A 16,386-nucleotide genomic window follows, 5' to 3' on the forward strand; every position below is an offset into this window, starting at 1 on the left:
GGCCACGCGCGAACCGCAGGCCTGACGGCCACGGGTCACCCGCGGGAGGCGTTGAGTCTGAATACGGCTACGGCCATCGATCGAAGCGGCCGACCTGCCCCAGATCCGGAGAGCCCGGCAGCCACTACCGAAGACCGCCCGATGCAGACTGGCTGCTCCCTCGAACGTGCGTAGTGACACGCTGGAACGGCACACGCGGATCTGCGTGACCGCACCGTTTGCTCCGGCCGAACCGGCCCAGAACGTCCTTACTCTACACGGGCGACCTCTGCCCGCCATATTGCTTGGAATGTGCGAGGCGCTACCGCCCCGGTTGGGGGTGCGTCAGCGACGCAGGCCCAGCCGCTCGACCAGTGAGCGGTACCGCTCAACGTCGATCTGCGCGACGTACTTGAGCAGCCGGCGGCGGCGTCCGACCAGCAGCAGCAGGCCGCGCCGCGAGTGGTGGTCGTGCTTGTGCACCTTGAGGTGCTCGGTCAGGTCGGCGATCCGCTTGGTCAGCAGCGCGACCTGCGCCTCGGGGGAACCGGTGTCGGTGCCATGCAGGCCGTAGTTGCCCAGGATTTCTTTTTTCTGCTCGGCTGTCAGCGCCACGAAACTATCTCCATCAATCGGTCCGCGAAAGGTGAATGTGGAAGGCGCGGCCACCGCGAACCGCAGCACGCGCCGATGTCGTCCGGCAGTTTAGCAGCCAGAAGGCGCCCGGCCCGAATCGTCGCCGGGCGCTTGCGATCGCTCAGTCGGTGATGGTCGCGACCCGCCGCGCCCGGCTACGCCGCGCTTGCGATCGCTCAGTCGGTGAGCAGCTGGCGCGCTTTCTCGGTGTCCTTGCCCATCGCGACCACGAGTTCCTTGACCGAGTCGAACTTGTGCTGACCGCGGATGCGGGCGACGAAGTCCAGGGCGACGTGCTGGCCGTACAGGTCGGCGGTGGTGTCCAGGACGAACGCCTCGACGGTGCGGGTGCGCCCGGAGAAGGTCGGGTTGGTGCCGACGGACACCGCCGCCTGGTAGCGCTCACCGGGGATGACGCTGCCGGTGGCCGGTCCGTGCCCGAGCACGGTGAACCACGCGGCGTACACGCCGTCGGCCGGGATGGCCGAGTACATCGGCGGCGCCACGTTGGCGGTCGGATAACCGAGCTCGATGCCGCGCCCGTGGCCGCGGACCACCACACCTTCGACCCGGTGCGGGCGCCCCAGCGCCTCGGTGGCCGCCACCATGTCGCCGGCGTCCACGCAGGACCGGATGTAGGTGGACGAGAACGTCACGGTCTCGTTGCTGTGATGCTCCGACAGCAGCGACATCGACTCGACCGAGAAGCCGAACCGGTCCCCCGCCTTGCGCAGGGTGTCGACGGTGCCGGCCGCCTTCTTGCCGAAGGTGAAGTTCTCCCCCACCACGACTTCGACGACGTGCAGGTTTTCCACCAGCAGTTCGTGCACGTAGCGCTCCGGGGTGAGCTTCATGAAGTCGGTGGTGAACGGCATCACCAGGAACACGTCGATGCCCAGCTCCTCGACCAGCTCGGCGCGCCGGGTCAGCGTCGTCAGCTGGGCGGGATGGCTGCCCGGGTAGACCACTTCCATCGGATGCGGGTCGAACGTCATCAGCACCGTCGGGACGTTGCGGGCCCGCGCCGCCTTGACCGCATGCGCGATCAGCTCCGCGTGGCCGCGATGCACACCGTCGAATACACCGATGGTGAGCACACACCTGCCCCAGTCCGTGGGAATCTCGTCTTGGCCGCGCCACCGCTGCACGCCCGCAAGCCTACGGCGCGCAGTGGTCCGCCGGGAGATCCAGAGGGGCAAACCCCCGCCATGGTGTCGGGGAACACGCCGGATCAGGCGAGGGGTGCCTAAACTTTCTCGGTGTGAGGGCTGACGAAGAGCACGGCGGCATCACCGCGGTCGGCCAGGACTACCTCAAGGTCATCTGGAATGCCCAGGAGTGGTCGCCCAAAGACGCGCCGCAGAAGGTCAGCACCAAGATGCTGGCCGAGAAGATCGGGGTGTCGGCCAGCACGGCGTCAGAGTCCATCCGCAAGCTCGCCGAGCAGGGGCTGGTCGACCACGAGAAGTACGGTGCGGTGACGCTGACCGCAGCGGGACGGCGCGCGGCGCTGGAAATGGTGCGCCGGCACCGGCTGCTGGAGACCTTTCTGGTCAACGAGCTCGGCTACGCCTGGGACGAGGTGCACGACGAGGCCGAGGTGCTCGAGCACGCGGTGTCCGACCGGCTGGTGGCCCGCATCGACGCCAAGCTGGGATTCCCCCAGCGCGACCCCCACGGCGACCCGATCCCAGCCTCGGACGGCCAGGTGCCCACCCCGCCGGCGCGGCAGCTGTGGGCGTGCGACGACGGGGACACCGGGACGGTGGCGCGCATCTCCGACGCCGACCCCGAGATGTTGCGCTACTTCACCGACGTCGGCATCAACCTCGACTCGCGGCTGCGGGTCCTGACCCGGCGCGAGTTCGCCGGCATGATCTCGGTCGCGATCGACTCCGGCGACGGCGACGAGACGACGGTCGACCTGGGCAGCCCGGCGGCCCGGGCGATCTGGGTGACGGCCTAGCTCAGCAGGCCCTTGGCGATGTGGGTGACCTGAACCTCGTTGCTGCCCGCGTAGATCATCAACGACTTGGCGTCGCGGGCCAACTGCTCCACCCGATATTCGGCCATGTATCCGTTGCCGCCGAACAGCTGGACGGCCTCCATCGCCACATCGGTGGCCGCCTCCGACGAGTACAGCTTGATCGCCGACGCCTCGGCCAGCGTCAGCGGCTTGCCTGCCTGCTGGCGCTCGATGGTGTGAAAGACCATGTTCTGCACGTTCATTCGGGCGATCTCCATCTTGGCCAGCTTGAGCTGGATCAACTGGAATTGCCCGATGTTCTTGCCCCACAACGTCCGGCTCTTGGCGTAATCCACGCACAAGCGGTGGCATTCGTCGATGATGCCCAGCGCCATCATCGCGATCCCGATCCGCTCGGCGGCGAAGTTGGCGCGGGCGCTGTCGCGGCCGTCGCCGTCGGTGTGCTGTTCGCTCTCGCCGAGCAGCCGGTCCGGGCTCAGCCGCACGTTGTCGAAGAACAGCTCGCCGGTGGGCGAGGACATCATGCCCATCTTCTTGAACGGCTTGCCCTGCGTGAGGCCAGGCATGCCCGCGTCGAGCACGAAGACCAGCACCGGCCGATTGCGCTTGTCCTGCTTGTCCGGGCTCGCATCGCCCTCGTCGAGTTTGGCGTACACGACCAGGACGTCGGCGCAGGGCCCGTTGGTGATGAAGGTCTTCTGCCCGTTGAGGATGTAGTCCGCGCCGTCGCGCTTGACGTAGGTCTTCATGCCGCCGAACGCGTCCGAGCCCGAGTCGGGCTCGGTGATCGCCCACGCCGCAATCTTTTCCAGCGTCATCAGCTCGGGCAGCCAGCGTTCCTTCTGCGCCAGCGTGCCGCGGCTCATGATGGTCGCCGCGCCCAGGCCGAGGCTCACCGACGCGGTGCTGAGCAACCCGATGCTGACCCTCGCGATTTCGGACACCAGCACCGCGATCATCGACCCCTGCGCGCCGGCGCCGAAACCGCCTGACTCGTCTGACTTTTCGTCACGCTCCTCGGGAGCTGGGGCGCCGTCGAGCTTGGCCCGCTCGCGGTCCAGCATCTTCTTGACCGACTCGGCGGCCATGACGTCGAGGCCGAATTGGCTGAACAGCTTGCGCGCGATCGGATACGGCGACATCTTGCCGGTTTCGAGTTCGTCGACGTGCGGGCGAATCTCCTTGTCGACGAACTGGCGAACCGCGTCCCGGACCATCAGGTCGGTGTCAGACCACTCGATCATGGCGCCCTCAACGCTCGGCGCGCTGGTAGGCGGTGACGACGGCGGCGCCGCCCAGCCCGATGTTGTGTTGCAGTGCGGCGCTGACGTTGTCGACCTGACGCTTGTCGGCGGTGCCGCGCAGCTGCCAGGTCAGTTCGGCGCACTGCGCCAGGCCGGTCGCGCCCAGCGGGTGTCCCTTGGAGATCAGGCCGCCGGACGGGTTGACCACCCAGCGGCCGCCGTAGGTGGTGTCGTTGTTGTCGATCAGCTTCGGCGCCTCGCCCGGACCACACAGACCGAGGGCCTCGTACAGCAGCAGTTCGTTGGCCGAGAAGCAGTCGTGCAGCTCGATCACCTGGAAGTCCTGCGGCCCGAGCCCGGACTGCTCGTAAACCTGTTGCGCGGCTTGGACATTCATGTCGTAGCCGATGAGGTTCTTCGCGCTGCCGTCGAACGTCGACGCGAAGTCGGTGGTCATGGCCTGCCCGACGATCTCCACGGCCTGGCCGGCCAGGCTGTGGCTGTCGACGAAGCTCTCCGAGGCCAGGATCGCCGCGCCCGAGCCGTCCGAGGTGGGCGAACACTGCAGCTTGGTCAGCGGGTCGGAGATCATCCGCGCCGCCAGGATGTCGTCGAGCGTGTAGGACTCCTGGAATTGGGCGAACGGGTTGTTCACCGAGTGCTTGTGGTTCTTGTAGCCGATCTTGGCGAAATGCTCTGCGGTGCTGCCGTATTGCTTCATGTGCTCACGTCCGGCGGCGCCGAACATCCACGGCGCGACGGGCATCGCGAACTCGTCGATCGCGGCCATCGCCTTGACGTGCTTGCCCATCGGCGATTCGCGGTCCTGGGCGCCACCGCCCAGCGAGCCGGGCTGCATCTTCTCGAAGCCCAGCGCGATCGCGCAGTCGACGATGCCGCCGCGGATGGCCTGGGCGGCCAGGAACAGCGCCGTCGAGCCGGTGGAGCAGTTGTTGTTGACGTTGACCACCGGGATGCCCGTCATGCCCAGCTCGTAGAGCGCGCGCTGCCCCGACGTCGAATCACCGGCGACGTAGCCGACGTAGCCCTGCTGGACCTCGCGGTAGTCGATGCCGGCGTCGGCCAGGGCATTGGTTCCCGACTCGCGGGCCATGTCCGGATAGTCCCAGCCCTCGCGGCGGCCCGGCTTCTCGAATTTCGTCATCCCGACGCCGACGACATAAACCTTGCTGGACATCGTTGTCCCCTTCCGAACCATGGCGGTCTAGGCACCCAGTGTGCAACCCAGCCCAGTGTGCAACGTAGCCCAACCAACCGTTCGGCCGGGGCCGTTACAGCGTCGCCGGGCGGATCACCACCACCGGCTTGGTCCGGGAGCCCTCGTCGCGCAGCAGCGCCATCACCCGGCCGTCGGGGTCGCAGGCCGCGTAGACGCCGTCGATGCCGGCCGACGCCAGCGCCCGGCCGTTGCCGGTCGCCTCGGCCTCCGCGACCGACAGGTCGCGGCGCGGAAAGATCAACAGGCAGGCCTCGTCCAGGCTGTAGCTGAGCCGCGGGCGCTCCGCCAGCTCGTCGAGTGGGTAGGCCTGATCGAGCCCGAATCGCCCGACGCCGGTGCGCCGCAACGCCGTCAGGTGCCCGCCCACCCCCAGGGCGTCGCCGAGGTCGCGGGCCAGGGCCCGGATGTAGGTGCCCGACGAGCAGTCGACCTCGACGTCCAGGTCGACGGCGTCGTGGCCGCCGGGCCGGATGTCGCACACCTCGAATCGGTCGATGCGCACCGGGCGGGCCTTGAGCTCGACGGTCTGGCCCTCGCGCACCAGCCGGTAGGCGCGCTTGCCGTCGACCTTGATGGCGCTGACCGTCGACGGCACCTGTTCGATGTCGCCGCGCAGGCCGCCCACGGCCGACTCGATCGCGTCGCCGGTGAGATGCCGCGCCGAGACGCTGCGGACGAGCTCTCCCTCCGCGTCGTCGGTGGACGTGCTCTGGCCCAGGCGGATGGTGGCCGTGTAGGACTTGGCCGTCGCGGTCAGCAGGCCGAGGATCTTGGTGGCGCGTTCGACACCGATCACCAGCACGCCGGTGGCCATCGGGTCCAGCGTCCCGGCGTGGCCCACCCTGCGGGTGGAAAAGATCCGGCGGCAGCGCCCCACCACGTCGTGACTGGTCATTCCGGGCGGCTTGTCGACGACGACTATCCCTGGCCCGGTGGGGCTTTGGCTCATAGCACGATGGCGGTCAGCACCAGCCCGCGCTCGACCGACCAGCGGCCGCGCAGCTCGGTCAGCGGCGGGCCGGACAGCGCTTCCGGATCGATCAGGATCCGCGACACGAAACCGCCCGTCGCCGCCCCGGGCCCGTCGGCCTCGAACGCGATGTGCGCGTCCTCGAAGCCCAGCCAACGCTTGGTCAACGGGAACCAGGCCTTGTACGTCGCCTCCTTGGCGCAGAACAGGATTCGGTCCCAATGCAGGTCCCCCGTCAGCCGGGCGGGGATCTCGCTGCGCTCGGCCGGCAGGCTGATCGCGTTGAGCACGCCGTCGGGCAGCACGTCGTGCGGTTCGGCGTCGATGCCCACCGAGCGCACCGCATCGGTGCGGCCCACCACCGCACCCCGATATCCCGTGCAGTGGGTGAGGCTGCCCACCACGCCGTCGGGCCAGCAGGGTTCGCCCTTCTCGCCCTTGAGGATCGGCACCGGCGGCAGGCCGAGCTCACCCAGCGCGATCCGGGCGCAGTGCCGGACGGTTATGAACTCGTTGCGCCGCTTGGCCACCGACCTGGCGATCAGCGGCTCCTCCTCGGGCAGCGGGGCGAGATCGGGCGGATCGGCATACGCCTCCGAGTAGGCCAGGCCGTCGGCGACCGGCAGCACCGAGGAAACCAGCGTGTCCCCCGTCATCGTGATTGCCGCTGCCGCAACCGGTCCCGGAACTGCGCGGCCTGCGCCTTCATCTCGGGAGTGATCTCGAAGTGGCCGCCGAAGTCGTTGAGGTCGCCCGGCGCGTACTGCGGATCCGGCAGCACCTGGCGCAGCCAGCTGGGCGGCTTGCGGCGCCGCCACTCCCGCGGATAACCCACCGACACTTCCTCGAAGCGCACGTCGTCATACCAGGTGGTCCGCGGGATGTGCAGATGGCCGTAGACCGAACACACGGCGTTATAGCGGGTATGCCAGTCGGCGGTCTTGGTGGTTCCGCACCACAGCGAGAACTCCGGGTAGAACAGCGCGTCGCAGGGGTCGCGGACCAGCGGGAAGTGATTCACCAGGACGGTCGGGTTCATCCAGTCGAGCTCTTCGAGGCGGGCGCGGGTGATCTCCAGGCGCTCGCGGCACCACGCCTCACGGGTGGCGTACGGCTCCGGGGAGAGCAGGAACTCGTCGGTGGCCACCACGTTGCGCTCGCGGGCGATGGTCAGGCCTTCGGCTTTGCTCGTGGCTCCCTCGGGCAAGAAGCTGTAGTCGTAGAGCAGGAACATCGGGACGATCGTGGCCGGGCCACCGCGCTCGGTCCAGACCGGGAACGGATGCTCGGGCGTGACCACGCCCATCTCGTCGCACATGTTGACCAGGTACTCGTAGCGCTTCTTGCCGAAGACCTGCACCGGGTCGCGCGTGGTGGTCCACAGCTCGTGATTGCCCGGCACCCAGATCACCTTGGCGAAGCGCCGTCGTAGCAGGTCAAGGGCCCAACGGATCTCGTCGGTGCGTTCGGCGACGTCACCGGCGACGATCAGCCAGTCATCCGGCGAGGAGGGGTGCAGCGATTCGGTGACGGGCTTGTTGCCGAGGTGACCGGTGTGCAGGTCGGACACCGCCCACAGCGTCGGTTGCCCACCGTTGGTCGGTTCGTGCCCCGCTGAATGCCCAGCCACGATTAACCACCCTAACGACCCGCAGCGGGCAAGCCCCGTTCGCGGGCGTCATTTCGGGCCGCGAGCGGGTGAGTTAGAACAAGTTCAGGTTTGCCTGTGACGCCGCGCGCGGGACTTGTACACTCCCCCGAAAGGACCGCTGAGGCGTCAGGGGGGTGTCGTGTTCGCCAATGTTCGTCTGATGGGGGCGCTCGGTGCGCTGCTCACAGCGGCCATCGGCGGCACGGCGGGCTTGTTGACCTCGCCGGCCGCGCCGGATGGCGGCGACCGGTCCGTCGAGCTGAGGTCGACCGCCCAGCCGATGGAAACCACCATGAAGAGCCCGATCGTGGCGACCACCGACCCGCGCCCCTTCGACGCGTGCGAGGACATCCCGTTCGACGTCATCCAGGGGCTCGGCTTGGGCTTCACACCGCCCGAACACGAAGACGGGCTGCGCTGCCACTTCGACGCCGGCAACTATCAGGTGGCCGTCGAGCCGATCATCTGGCGCACCTACGAGCAGTCACTGCCCGCCGACGCGGTCGAGACGACGATCGCGGGTCACCGCGCCGCGCAGTACTGGGTGCTCAAGCCGACGTACCACAACAGCTACTGGTTCTACTCGTGCATGGTCGCGTTCAAGACCAGCTACGGCGTCCTGCAGCAGGCGCTGTACTACTCGACTGTCTACTCCAACCCCGAGGTCGACTGCATGCAGACCAATCTGCAGCGCGCCAACGACCTCGCGCCGTATTACAAGTTCTGATTTCTCCCCGGGTTGAGTCGACGCCGGTCGAGCGGGCCTTAATGTGAGGACCGTGAGTACGACCTCGATCCAACCCGCGCAGCCCACGCTGCACGCCCTGCGACACCTGGGCGGCAAGGCCGCCGGCCGGCTGCTCGGCCTGCCGCCGGCGATTACCGACTACACCGTGGAGCGCGTCGCTGTGCCGATGCGCGACGGGGTGCAGCTGGTGGCCGATCACTACGCGCCGGCCACCGCGTCGACTCTGGGCACCCTGCTGGTCCGCGGGCCCTACGGGCGCGGATTCCCGTTCACCCTGATCTTCGGCGCGCTGTACGCGTCGCGCGGCTACCACGTGGTGCTGCAGAGCGTGCGCGGCACGTTCGGATCGGGCGGGGAGTTCGAGCCGATGGCCAACGAGGTCGCCGACGGCGCCGACACCGTCGCCTGGCTGCGCGAGCAGGCGTGGTTCACCGGCCGCTTCGCCACCATCGGCATGTCCTACCTGGGGTTCACCCAGTGGGCGCTGCTGCAGGATCCACCGCCGGAACTGGCCACTGCCGTCATCATGGTGGGCCCGCACGATTTCAACGAATCAACCTGGGGCACCGGCTCATTCGCGGTCAATGACTTTCTTGGCTGGAGCGACATGGTGGCGCACCAAGAGGACCCGGTGCGTATTCGCGCCGCGCTGCGCCAGCTGCAGACACGGCGCAGGGTGGCGCGGGCGGCGGCCGCGGTGCCGCTGGGTGACGCCGCGCGCAGCCTGCTCGGTGCGGGCGCCCCCTGGTTCGAATCCTGGGTCGAGCACAGCGAACCCGACGACCCGTTCTGGAATGCGTTGCGGTGCAACGACGCACTGGACCGCGTGCAGGTGCCGGTGCTGTTGGTGGGCGGCTGGCAGGACATCTTCATCAGGCAGACGCTGCAGCAGTACGCGCACCTGCGTGGCCGCGGCGCCGACGTCGCGCTCACCGTCGGCCCCTGGACGCACACCCAGCTGCTCACCACCGGGTTCTCCACCTGCGCCCGGGAGGCACTGGATTGGCTGGGCACCCATCTGGGCGATGCGACCAGGTCGCGCCGGCCCAGCCGGGTCCGGGTCTACGTCACCGGCGGCGGCGCGGGCGGCGGCTGGCGCAACCTGCCCGACTGGCCGCCGGCCACCACGGAACGCGCCCTGTACCTGCGGCCCGGCGGCTACCTGGGCGAGACCGCGCCGACCCTGAAGGGGTTGGCCCCAGCCACCTTTCGGCATGACCCGGCCAACCCGACGCCGACGACCGGCGGCCCGTTGCTGTCCGCCAACGGCGGCTACCGCGACGACAGCCGGCTGGCGTCGCGTGCCGATGTGCTGGCGTTCACCAGCGCCACCCTTACCGAGGACGTGTACGTCTACGGCAGCCCGGTCGTCGAGCTCGCACACGGCGCGGACGGTCCGCACGCCGACCTGTTCGTGCGGGTGAGCGAGGTCGACGGCAAGGGGCGGTCGCGCAACGTCAGCGAGGCGTACCGTCGGCTGCATGCCGCGGCAAAACCCAAGTCGGAGAAGGTCGTTCGGCTCGACCTCGACGGCATTGCCCACCGCTTCCGGCCCGGCTCGCGCATCCGGGTACTGATCGCCGGCAGCTGGTCCCCGCGCTACGCGCACAACCTCGGCTCCGGCGAACCCGTGCTGACCGGCCGGCAGCCGACGCAGGTCACCCACACCGTGCGCTACGGGCGCTCCCGGCTGCTGTTGCCGGTCGGGCCGGCCGAGCCGTCAGCCAACGGCGGCGCGGACCCGGGCGGCGACGGCGGCTAGCGCCGTGTCGTCGTGCACCGGCGTCGCCCACGGCGCCTGCACCGGCAGCTCGACCCAGCTCTTGCACCCGCCGTACTCCGGAGTCCGGTCCATGCGCACCGGCTCGACCAGCGGGATCACCGACACCACCAGCACGGCCAGCTTGTGCCTGGGACGAAAGTCGAGCCGGTCGGCGCGCACCGACTCCGGCGTCCAGATGTGCAGGTCCTCGATGGCCGGAAGGCCATCCGGGCGCTCAACCGGCACCGCCGCAACGACTTTCGCGGCGGCCCGGATCACCAGCTCGTCGTCGGTGCTGTCGGCGGCCGCGGGTGCCAGCAGGTCCTGATGCTCGGCGCGCACCCGCTCGGCGTGGCTGTGGGCGACCGTCGGGAACAACAGGAATTCCCGCGCGGCCAGTTCGAACCGCTTCTCCCCGATGCCGCCCTTGCGCAGCAGCACCCGCTGGCGGCCGTCCAGCAGGGCGTGTACCGCCGCGCTCCACTCCTTGAGCGCGGGCATCGTTGTGGTGACGGTCATTTCACACCCGCCATCCGCGCGATCACCTCGGGCCGCCGCAGCGGCGGGACCGTCTTGGGTGGCTGGCGCCGCGGCGGCAGCTGCCCCAGCAACCGCGTCGTCGTCTCGGTGACCTCGGCAACCGCCGCCTCGAACGCGGAGACGCTGGCCTCAGGAAGACGGGCGGGGTGGGTGATGCCGCTGACCTTACGCACATACTGCCGGGCGGCCGCGGCGATCTCCTCGGCGGTGGCCGCGGGCTGCAGGCCACGCAGTTCGGTGATGTTTCGGCACATGAGCACAACGATAAGCGCCGCCGCGCGGTACCGCCTCTGCTCGCGTCGGCGGGCTGGCTACGGTGATCTCATGACCGACGAGATCCTGCTGATCGACACCGACGAGCGAGTGCGCACCCTGACCCTCAACCGACCCCAGTCGCGCAACGCGCTGTCCTCGGCGTTGCGGGACCGCTTCTTCGGCGCGCTGGCCGACGCCGAAACCGACGACGACGTCGACGTCGTCATCGTCACCGGCGCCGACCCGGTGTTCTGCGCGGGGCTGGACCTCAAGGAGCTGGGCGGCTCGACGGCGCTCCCGGACATCTCGCCGCGGTGGCCGGCGCTGACCAAGCCGGTGATCGGCGCGATCAACGGCGCCGCGGTGACCGGCGGGCTGGAGCTGGCGCTGTACTGCGACATCCTGATCGCCTCGGAGAACGCCCGGTTCGCCGACACGCACGCCCGGGTGGGCCTGCTGCCCACCTGGGGCCTGAGCGTGCGGTTGCCGCAGAAGGTGGGGGTCGGGCTGGCCCGGCGGATGAGCATGACCGGGGATTACCTGTCCGCCGCCGACGCGCTGCGCGCCGGCCTGGTGACCGAGGTGGTGCCGCACGACCAGCTGCTGGGCGCCGCGCGGGCGGTGGCGGCCTCGATCGTCGGGAACAACCAGGACGCGGTGCGCGCGCTGCTGGCGTCCTATCACCGCATCGACGACGCGCAGACCAGCGCGGGGCTGTGGCAGGAGGCGACGGCCGCCCGACAGTTTCGGACCAGCGGCGACGACATCGCCGCCAACCGGGAGGCGGTGCTGCAACGCGGCCGCTCGCAGGTGCGCTGACCGGGATCTGCACCTGCCCATTCCCGTCGATCCGGACCACACCATACGATCAGCTGATGAACGCGGTCGCCGGAGTCGTCCTGCGGATGCTCGGCGGCCTGACGCTGGCGGCCGCCTCGGCGATCGCGGCGTCCGCGCCGCACGCGGGCGCGCTGCCGCCGCCGGGTTTTCCCAACCTGGACGCCTTCACCGCCGTCCCGGCCGACGGCTATCAGGGCGCGGGCGCGCCGGGTAGCCCGCCGCGGGTCAGTTTCTCCGCCGGTCCCGCTCTGGTCTGCGACTTCTACGGCGGGCCGCCGCCGGTGCCGCAGCCGTCGCAGGACATCAAGTGCAAGGGCGACATGCTGGGGATGGACGACGTGCCCTTCCCCGGCGGCCGCCCGCGGCCCGGCGACTGCGTGGTGGGGTCGGTGGACTTCAAGGGCCCGGGCTATCAGTTGAGCCGGATGTCCTACGGCGGATGCGACGGCAACGCGCCCCCGCTGCCGGCCGGCGGCAAAGCGCTGGGATCGGGCCAGAAGTTGACCTATCTCAACGTCACCTGCGCGGTGGGGGCCGACAACCTCGTCGCCTGCCTGGACACCACCAGCGGCGACCACGGATTCGTGGTGCAGCGCTCGGGAAGCTGGGCGTTCTAGTCCAGCGCCGTTCTAGTCCAGCGCGACGCGCAGCGAGGCCACCGCGTCATCGATGGTCCCGGTGGTCGAGTAGCCGGCAGCGAGCCGGTGCCCGCCGCCGCCGAACCCGGACGCGACCGACGCCAGGTCCACTGCGGCCTTGGCCCGCATCGACACCGACCACTGCTGCGGCGCGATCTCCTTGAACACCGCGGCCACCTCGGCCTGCTGCGTGGTCCGCACGATGTCCACGATGCTCTCGACTTCTTCGGGCCGTGAACTGATCCAATCCTGGTTGCTGACAACGGCATACACCAGCCCCCGGCCGCCCGCGGCGTCCGGCAGCAGCTGCGCCGAGGCCAGCACCCGCGACAGCAGCGGCAGCCAGCCGAACGGGTGGCTGTCCAGCAGCGTGCGGCTGATCGCCGCGTTGTCCACGCCACCGTCGACCAGCCGGGCCGCCAGCCGCAGGGCGCGCGCGCTGGCCCAGCGGAACGAGCCGGTGTCGGTCGTCAGGCCCGCGTAAATGCAGTGCGCGACATCGGGATCGATGGGCTTGCCCCACGCGTCCAGGATGTCGGCGACCATCATCGTGGTCGAATCGGCCGACACGTCAACGAAATTGGCGGTGCCGAACACGTCGTTGGAGGCGTGGTGGTCGATGACCAGCACCTCGTCGGCCTCGACGGCCAAGTCGCTCAACGCGCCCAGCCGTTTGACGCTCGGAACATCAACGGTGACAACCAGATCGACGTCGCGGCGCATCGCGTCCGGGCTGACCAGCAGTCGGCAGCCGGGCAGCGACGCCAGCGACTCGGGCAGCCCCGCCGGCTCGGCGAAACTGACCTCGACCCGCTTGCCGCACTTGTCCAGCACCAGCCCCAGCGCCAGCCCGGCGCCGATGGTGTCGGCGTCGGGGTGCACGTGCGCGATCACCGCGACGGTGCCGGCGTTCGACAGCAGATCGGCCGCACCCGCCGCGTCGACGCGCGTCCCCACCCTGGGGCCGTCCAACTCAGTATTCGTGTTGGTCGTCGTCACCGGTGCTCCCGTCCAGGCCGGGCTCCGCGCCCGATCCGCTATCCCGGTATGGATCGGCCTCCCCAGCCGGCTTGGCGCCCGAACGAACCCGCGCCAGATCAGCGTCCGCGGCGCGCGCCCGGGCCAGCAACTCGTCCATCCGCTGCACGTTGTCCGACGTGGTGTCGCGCGTGAACGTCAGCGTGGGCGTGAAACGCACGCCGGTGCCGGCCCCGACCATGGTGCGCAGCGCGCCCTTGGCCCGTTCCAGGGCGGCCGCGGCGGCCCCATAATCCGGCTCGTCGTCCAGCGTGCGTCCCATCACCGTGTAGAACACCGTCGCATCGTGCAGATCGGCGGTCACCTTCGCGTCGACGATGGTGACGCCTTCGAGCCCGGGATCCTTGATCTCGAACTCGATCGCCGAGGCGACGATGGTGTTGATCCGCTTGGCCAGACGGCGCGCCCGGGCCGGGTCGGCCATCAGGTGCGTTCCTTCTGGACCAACTCGTAGGACTCGATGATGTCGCCTTCCTTGAGGTCGGAATACCCCAGCGTCATACCGCACTCGAAGCCCTCGCGGACCTCGGTCACGTCGTCCTTCTCCCGTCGCAGCGAGGTGATCGAGAGGTTGTCGGTGACCACGATGTTGTCCCGCAGCAACCGCGCCTTGGCGTTGCGCCGCACGATGCCGCTGCTGATCATGCAGCCGGCGATGATGCCGACCTTGGAGGACCGGAAGATCGCCCGGATCTCGGCGCGACCCAGCTGGTTCTCCTCGTAGATCGGCTTGAGCATGCCGCGCAGGGCCTTCTCGATCTCGTCGATCGCCTGGTAGATCACCGAGTAGTAGCGGATCTCCACACCCTCGCGGTTGGCCAGCTCGGTGGCCTTGCCCTCGGCGCGCACGTTGAAGCCGATGATCACCGCATCCGAGGCCGACGCCAGGTTGACGTTGGTCTCGGTGATGCCACCGACACCGCGGTCGATGACGCGCAGCGCCACCTCGTCGTCGATCTGGATGCCCATCAGGGCCTCTTCCAGGGCCTCGACCGTACCGGCGTTGTCGCCCTTGAGGATCAGGTTCAGCTGGCTGGTTTCCTTCAGCGCCGAGTCCAGGTCCTCCAGGCTGATCCGCTTGCGGGAACGCGCCGCCAGCGCGTTGCGCTTGCGCGCGCTGCGCTTGTCGGCGATCTGGCGGGCGATGCGGTCCTCGTCGACGACCAGCAGGTTGTCGCCGGCGCCGGGCACCGAGGTGAAACCGATGACCTGCACCGGCCGCGACGGCAGCGCCTCCTCGACGTCCTCGCCGTGCTCGTCGACCATGCGGCGAACCCGGCCGTAGGCGTCGCCGGCCACCACCGAGTCGCCGACGCGCAGCGTGCCGCGCTGCACCAGGACCGTGGCCACCGGCCCGCGACCGCGGTCCAGGTGCGCCTCGATCGCCACACCCTGGGCCTCCATGTCGGGGTTGGCCCGCAGGTCCAGGGCCGCGTCAGCGGTCAGCAGCACCGCCTCGAGCAGCTGCTCGATGTTGGTGCCCTGCTTGGCGGAGATGTCGACGAACATGGTGTCGCCACCGAAATCCTCTGCCACCAAACCGTATTCGGTGAGCTGGCCGCGGATCTTGGCCGGATCGGCGCCTTCGACGTCAATCTTGTTGACCGCCACCACAATCGGCACGTCGGCGGCCTGGGCGTGGTTGATCGCCTCCACCGTCTGCGGCATGACGCCGTCGTCGGCGGCGACCACCAAGATCGCGATGTCGGTGGCCTTGGCACCGCGGGCACGCATGGCGGTGAACGCCTCGTGACCCGGGGTGTCGATGAAGGTGATCGGCCGTTCTTCCCCGTCGTGTTCGACGGTCACCTGGTAGGCACCGATGTGCTGGGTGATGCCGCCCGCCTCGGCCTCGCGGACGCTGGCGTTCCGGATGGTGTCCAGCAGCCGGGTTTTACCGTGGTCGACGTGACCCATCACGGTCACCACCGGCGGCCTGGTCTGCAGGTCTTCCTCGCCGCCCTCGTCCTCGCCGTAGGTCAGGTCGAAGGACTCCAGCAGCTCGCGGTCCTCGTCCTCGGGGCTGACGACCTGGACGACGTAGTTCATCTCGCTGCCCAGCAGCTCGAGCGTCTCGTCGCCGACCGACTGGGTGGCGGTGACCATCTCGCCGAGGTTGAACAGCGCCTGCACCAGCGACGCCGGGTTGGCGTTGATCTTGTCGGCGAAGTCGCTCAGCGACGCACCGCGGGCCAGCCGGATCGTCTCGCCGTTGCCGTGCGGCAACCGCACGCCACCGACAACGGGGGCCTGCATGTTCTCGTATTCGGCGCGTTTCGCCCGCTTCGACTTGCGGCCGCGTCGCGGCGCACCACCGGGACGGCCGAACGCGCCGGCCGCACCGCCGCGCTGGCCGGGACGGCCACCGCCACCGCCACCGGGACGGCCGCGGAAACCGCCGCCACCCCCGGGCGGGGCGCCGACTCCGCCGCCACCGCCGCCGCGGTAGTTGCCGCCGCCTCCGTCACGGCCGCCGGGACCGCCGGGACGGCCGCCGCCGGGACGCGGAGCGCCGGGCCGGGCCGGACGACCGGGCCCACCGGCGCCGGCGGGCCGGGGCGGCATGTTGCCCGGCGAGGCACCGCCGGGACGCGGGGCGCCCGGGCGGGGCGCTCCGGGGCGGGGCGCCTGCGGACGCGGGATGGGCCGGTCGACGGGTTGCGCCGACGAGAAGGGGTTGTTGCCGACGCGCGGGGCGCGGGGCTTGGGCATCGGGCCCGGACGCGGGCCCGGCGTGGCGCCGGGGCGGGGGGGGCGGGGGGGGGCCCGCCCCGGGGGGGGGGGGGGGGGGGGGGCCCGGGGGGGGGGGGGGCGGGCGGCGGGGGGGGGGGGGGGGGCGGGCGGGGGGGGGGGGGGCG

At 69.9% G+C, this 16,386-nt stretch carries 17 protein-coding genes; 5 read left to right on the forward strand and 12 right to left on the reverse strand.

From position 1 onward, the window contains the following. Positions 1–324: 324 nt before the first annotated feature. Both rpsO and ACYQ8K_RS26395 read right to left on the reverse strand, forming a co-directional pair. Positions 325–594 carry a 30S ribosomal protein S15 gene (gene rpsO / locus ACYQ8K_RS26390; RefSeq protein ID WP_007775081.1) on the reverse strand — a complete coding sequence of 90 codons (270 nt, stop codon included), beginning with the start codon at positions 592–594 and terminating at the stop codon, positions 325–327. 197 nt (positions 595–791) lie between these two features. Next, on the reverse strand, positions 792–1,763 hold the full coding sequence (locus ACYQ8K_RS26395; protein ID WP_459973731.1) for a bifunctional riboflavin kinase/FAD synthetase: 972 nt from the start codon (positions 1,761–1,763) through the stop codon (positions 792–794). A 113-nt stretch (positions 1,764–1,876) separates the two neighbouring features. Between ACYQ8K_RS26395 and mntR the strand changes: the two genes are divergently transcribed. Next, a complete protein-coding gene (gene mntR / locus ACYQ8K_RS26400; protein WP_459973733.1) occupies positions 1,877–2,581 on the forward strand; it encodes a manganese-binding transcriptional regulator MntR in 705 nt (234 codons plus the stop codon). Here mntR and ACYQ8K_RS26405 read toward each other — a convergent pair. The 5 genes from ACYQ8K_RS26405 to ACYQ8K_RS26425 all read right to left on the reverse strand — a co-directional run bounded on the left by ACYQ8K_RS26405 (position 2,578) and on the right by ACYQ8K_RS26425 (position 7,686). Beyond that, complete coding sequence (locus ACYQ8K_RS26405) at positions 2,578–3,846, reverse strand: acyl-CoA dehydrogenase family protein (protein WP_459973735.1); 1,269 nt, start codon at positions 3,844–3,846, stop codon at positions 2,578–2,580. The two genes, mntR and ACYQ8K_RS26405, sit on opposite strands and share 4 nt — an antisense overlap. Positions 3,847–3,853: 7 nt before the next feature. After that, positions 3,854–5,044 carry a lipid-transfer protein gene (locus ACYQ8K_RS26410; protein ID WP_459973737.1) on the reverse strand — a complete coding sequence of 397 codons (1,191 nt, stop codon included), beginning with the start codon at positions 5,042–5,044 and terminating at the stop codon, positions 3,854–3,856. 94 nt (positions 5,045–5,138) lie between these two features. Continuing rightward, positions 5,139–6,035, reverse strand: a complete 897-nt coding sequence (gene truB / locus ACYQ8K_RS26415; protein ID WP_459973739.1) for a tRNA pseudouridine(55) synthase TruB — start codon at positions 6,033–6,035, stop codon at positions 5,139–5,141. Next, positions 6,032–6,712, reverse strand: a complete 681-nt coding sequence (gene pptT / locus ACYQ8K_RS26420; RefSeq protein WP_459973741.1) for a 4'-phosphopantetheinyl transferase PptT — start codon at positions 6,710–6,712, stop codon at positions 6,032–6,034. Before pptT ends, truB begins: the two co-directional genes overlap by 4 nt. Then, the gene (locus ACYQ8K_RS26425; protein WP_459973743.1) at positions 6,709–7,686 is read right to left on the reverse strand and encodes a metallophosphoesterase family protein; all 978 of its coding nucleotides are present in this window, start codon (positions 7,684–7,686) and stop codon (positions 6,709–6,711) included. Before ACYQ8K_RS26425 ends, pptT begins: the two co-directional genes overlap by 4 nt. A gap of 160 nt (positions 7,687–7,846) precedes the next feature. On the opposite strand from ACYQ8K_RS26425, the gene ACYQ8K_RS26430 reads away from it, so the two are divergent. Both ACYQ8K_RS26430 and ACYQ8K_RS26435 read left to right on the forward strand, forming a co-directional pair. Continuing rightward, a complete protein-coding gene (locus ACYQ8K_RS26430) occupies positions 7,847–8,434 on the forward strand; it encodes a DUF3558 domain-containing protein (protein ID WP_459973744.1) in 588 nt (195 codons plus the stop codon). A gap of 52 nt (positions 8,435–8,486) precedes the next feature. Continuing rightward, positions 8,487–10,217, forward strand: coding sequence for a CocE/NonD family hydrolase (locus ACYQ8K_RS26435; protein ID WP_459973746.1), 1,731 nt, complete (start codon positions 8,487–8,489; stop codon positions 10,215–10,217). On the opposite strand, the gene ACYQ8K_RS26440 is transcribed toward ACYQ8K_RS26435, so the two are convergent. Both ACYQ8K_RS26440 and ACYQ8K_RS26445 read right to left on the reverse strand, forming a co-directional pair. After that, positions 10,176–10,736: a DUF1802 family protein gene (locus tag ACYQ8K_RS26440; RefSeq protein WP_459973747.1), complete on the reverse strand. Its 561-nt coding sequence runs from the start codon at positions 10,734–10,736 to the stop codon at positions 10,176–10,178. The two genes, ACYQ8K_RS26435 and ACYQ8K_RS26440, sit on opposite strands and share 42 nt — an antisense overlap. Further along, positions 10,733–11,011, reverse strand: coding sequence for a DUF2277 domain-containing protein (locus tag ACYQ8K_RS26445; protein ID WP_459973749.1), 279 nt, complete (start codon positions 11,009–11,011; stop codon positions 10,733–10,735). The genes ACYQ8K_RS26440 and ACYQ8K_RS26445 overlap by 4 nt, the downstream gene beginning before the upstream one ends. A gap of 70 nt (positions 11,012–11,081) precedes the next feature. Here ACYQ8K_RS26445 and ACYQ8K_RS26450 point away from each other — a divergent pair, with 70 nt between their 5' ends. Both ACYQ8K_RS26450 and ACYQ8K_RS26455 read left to right on the forward strand, forming a co-directional pair. Beyond that, positions 11,082–11,831 carry an enoyl-CoA hydratase gene (locus tag ACYQ8K_RS26450; RefSeq protein WP_459973751.1) on the forward strand — a complete coding sequence of 250 codons (750 nt, stop codon included), beginning with the start codon at positions 11,082–11,084 and terminating at the stop codon, positions 11,829–11,831. Positions 11,832–11,887: 56 nt separating this feature from the next. Continuing rightward, entirely contained in the window at positions 11,888–12,469 is a 582-nt protein-coding gene (locus ACYQ8K_RS26455; RefSeq protein ID WP_459973753.1) for a hypothetical protein, read from the forward strand. A 12-nt stretch (positions 12,470–12,481) separates the two neighbouring features. Here the strand turns inward: ACYQ8K_RS26455 and ACYQ8K_RS26460 are convergent, their stop codons facing one another. The 3 genes from ACYQ8K_RS26460 to infB form a co-directional block, all read right to left on the reverse strand. Further along, complete coding sequence (locus ACYQ8K_RS26460; RefSeq protein WP_459973755.1) at positions 12,482–13,489, reverse strand: DHH family phosphoesterase; 1,008 nt, start codon at positions 13,487–13,489, stop codon at positions 12,482–12,484. Then, entirely contained in the window at positions 13,464–13,952 is a 489-nt protein-coding gene (gene rbfA, locus ACYQ8K_RS26465) for a 30S ribosome-binding factor RbfA (protein ID WP_459973757.1), read from the reverse strand. Before rbfA ends, ACYQ8K_RS26460 begins: the two co-directional genes overlap by 26 nt. Continuing rightward, positions 13,952–16,386 (reverse strand): translation initiation factor IF-2 (gene infB / locus ACYQ8K_RS26470; protein ID WP_459973758.1); only part of this gene is annotated, 2,435 nt, incomplete at its 5' end. The genes rbfA and infB, both read right to left, overlap by 1 nt.

This window comes from Mycobacterium sp. MUNTM1 (assembly GCF_054660795.1).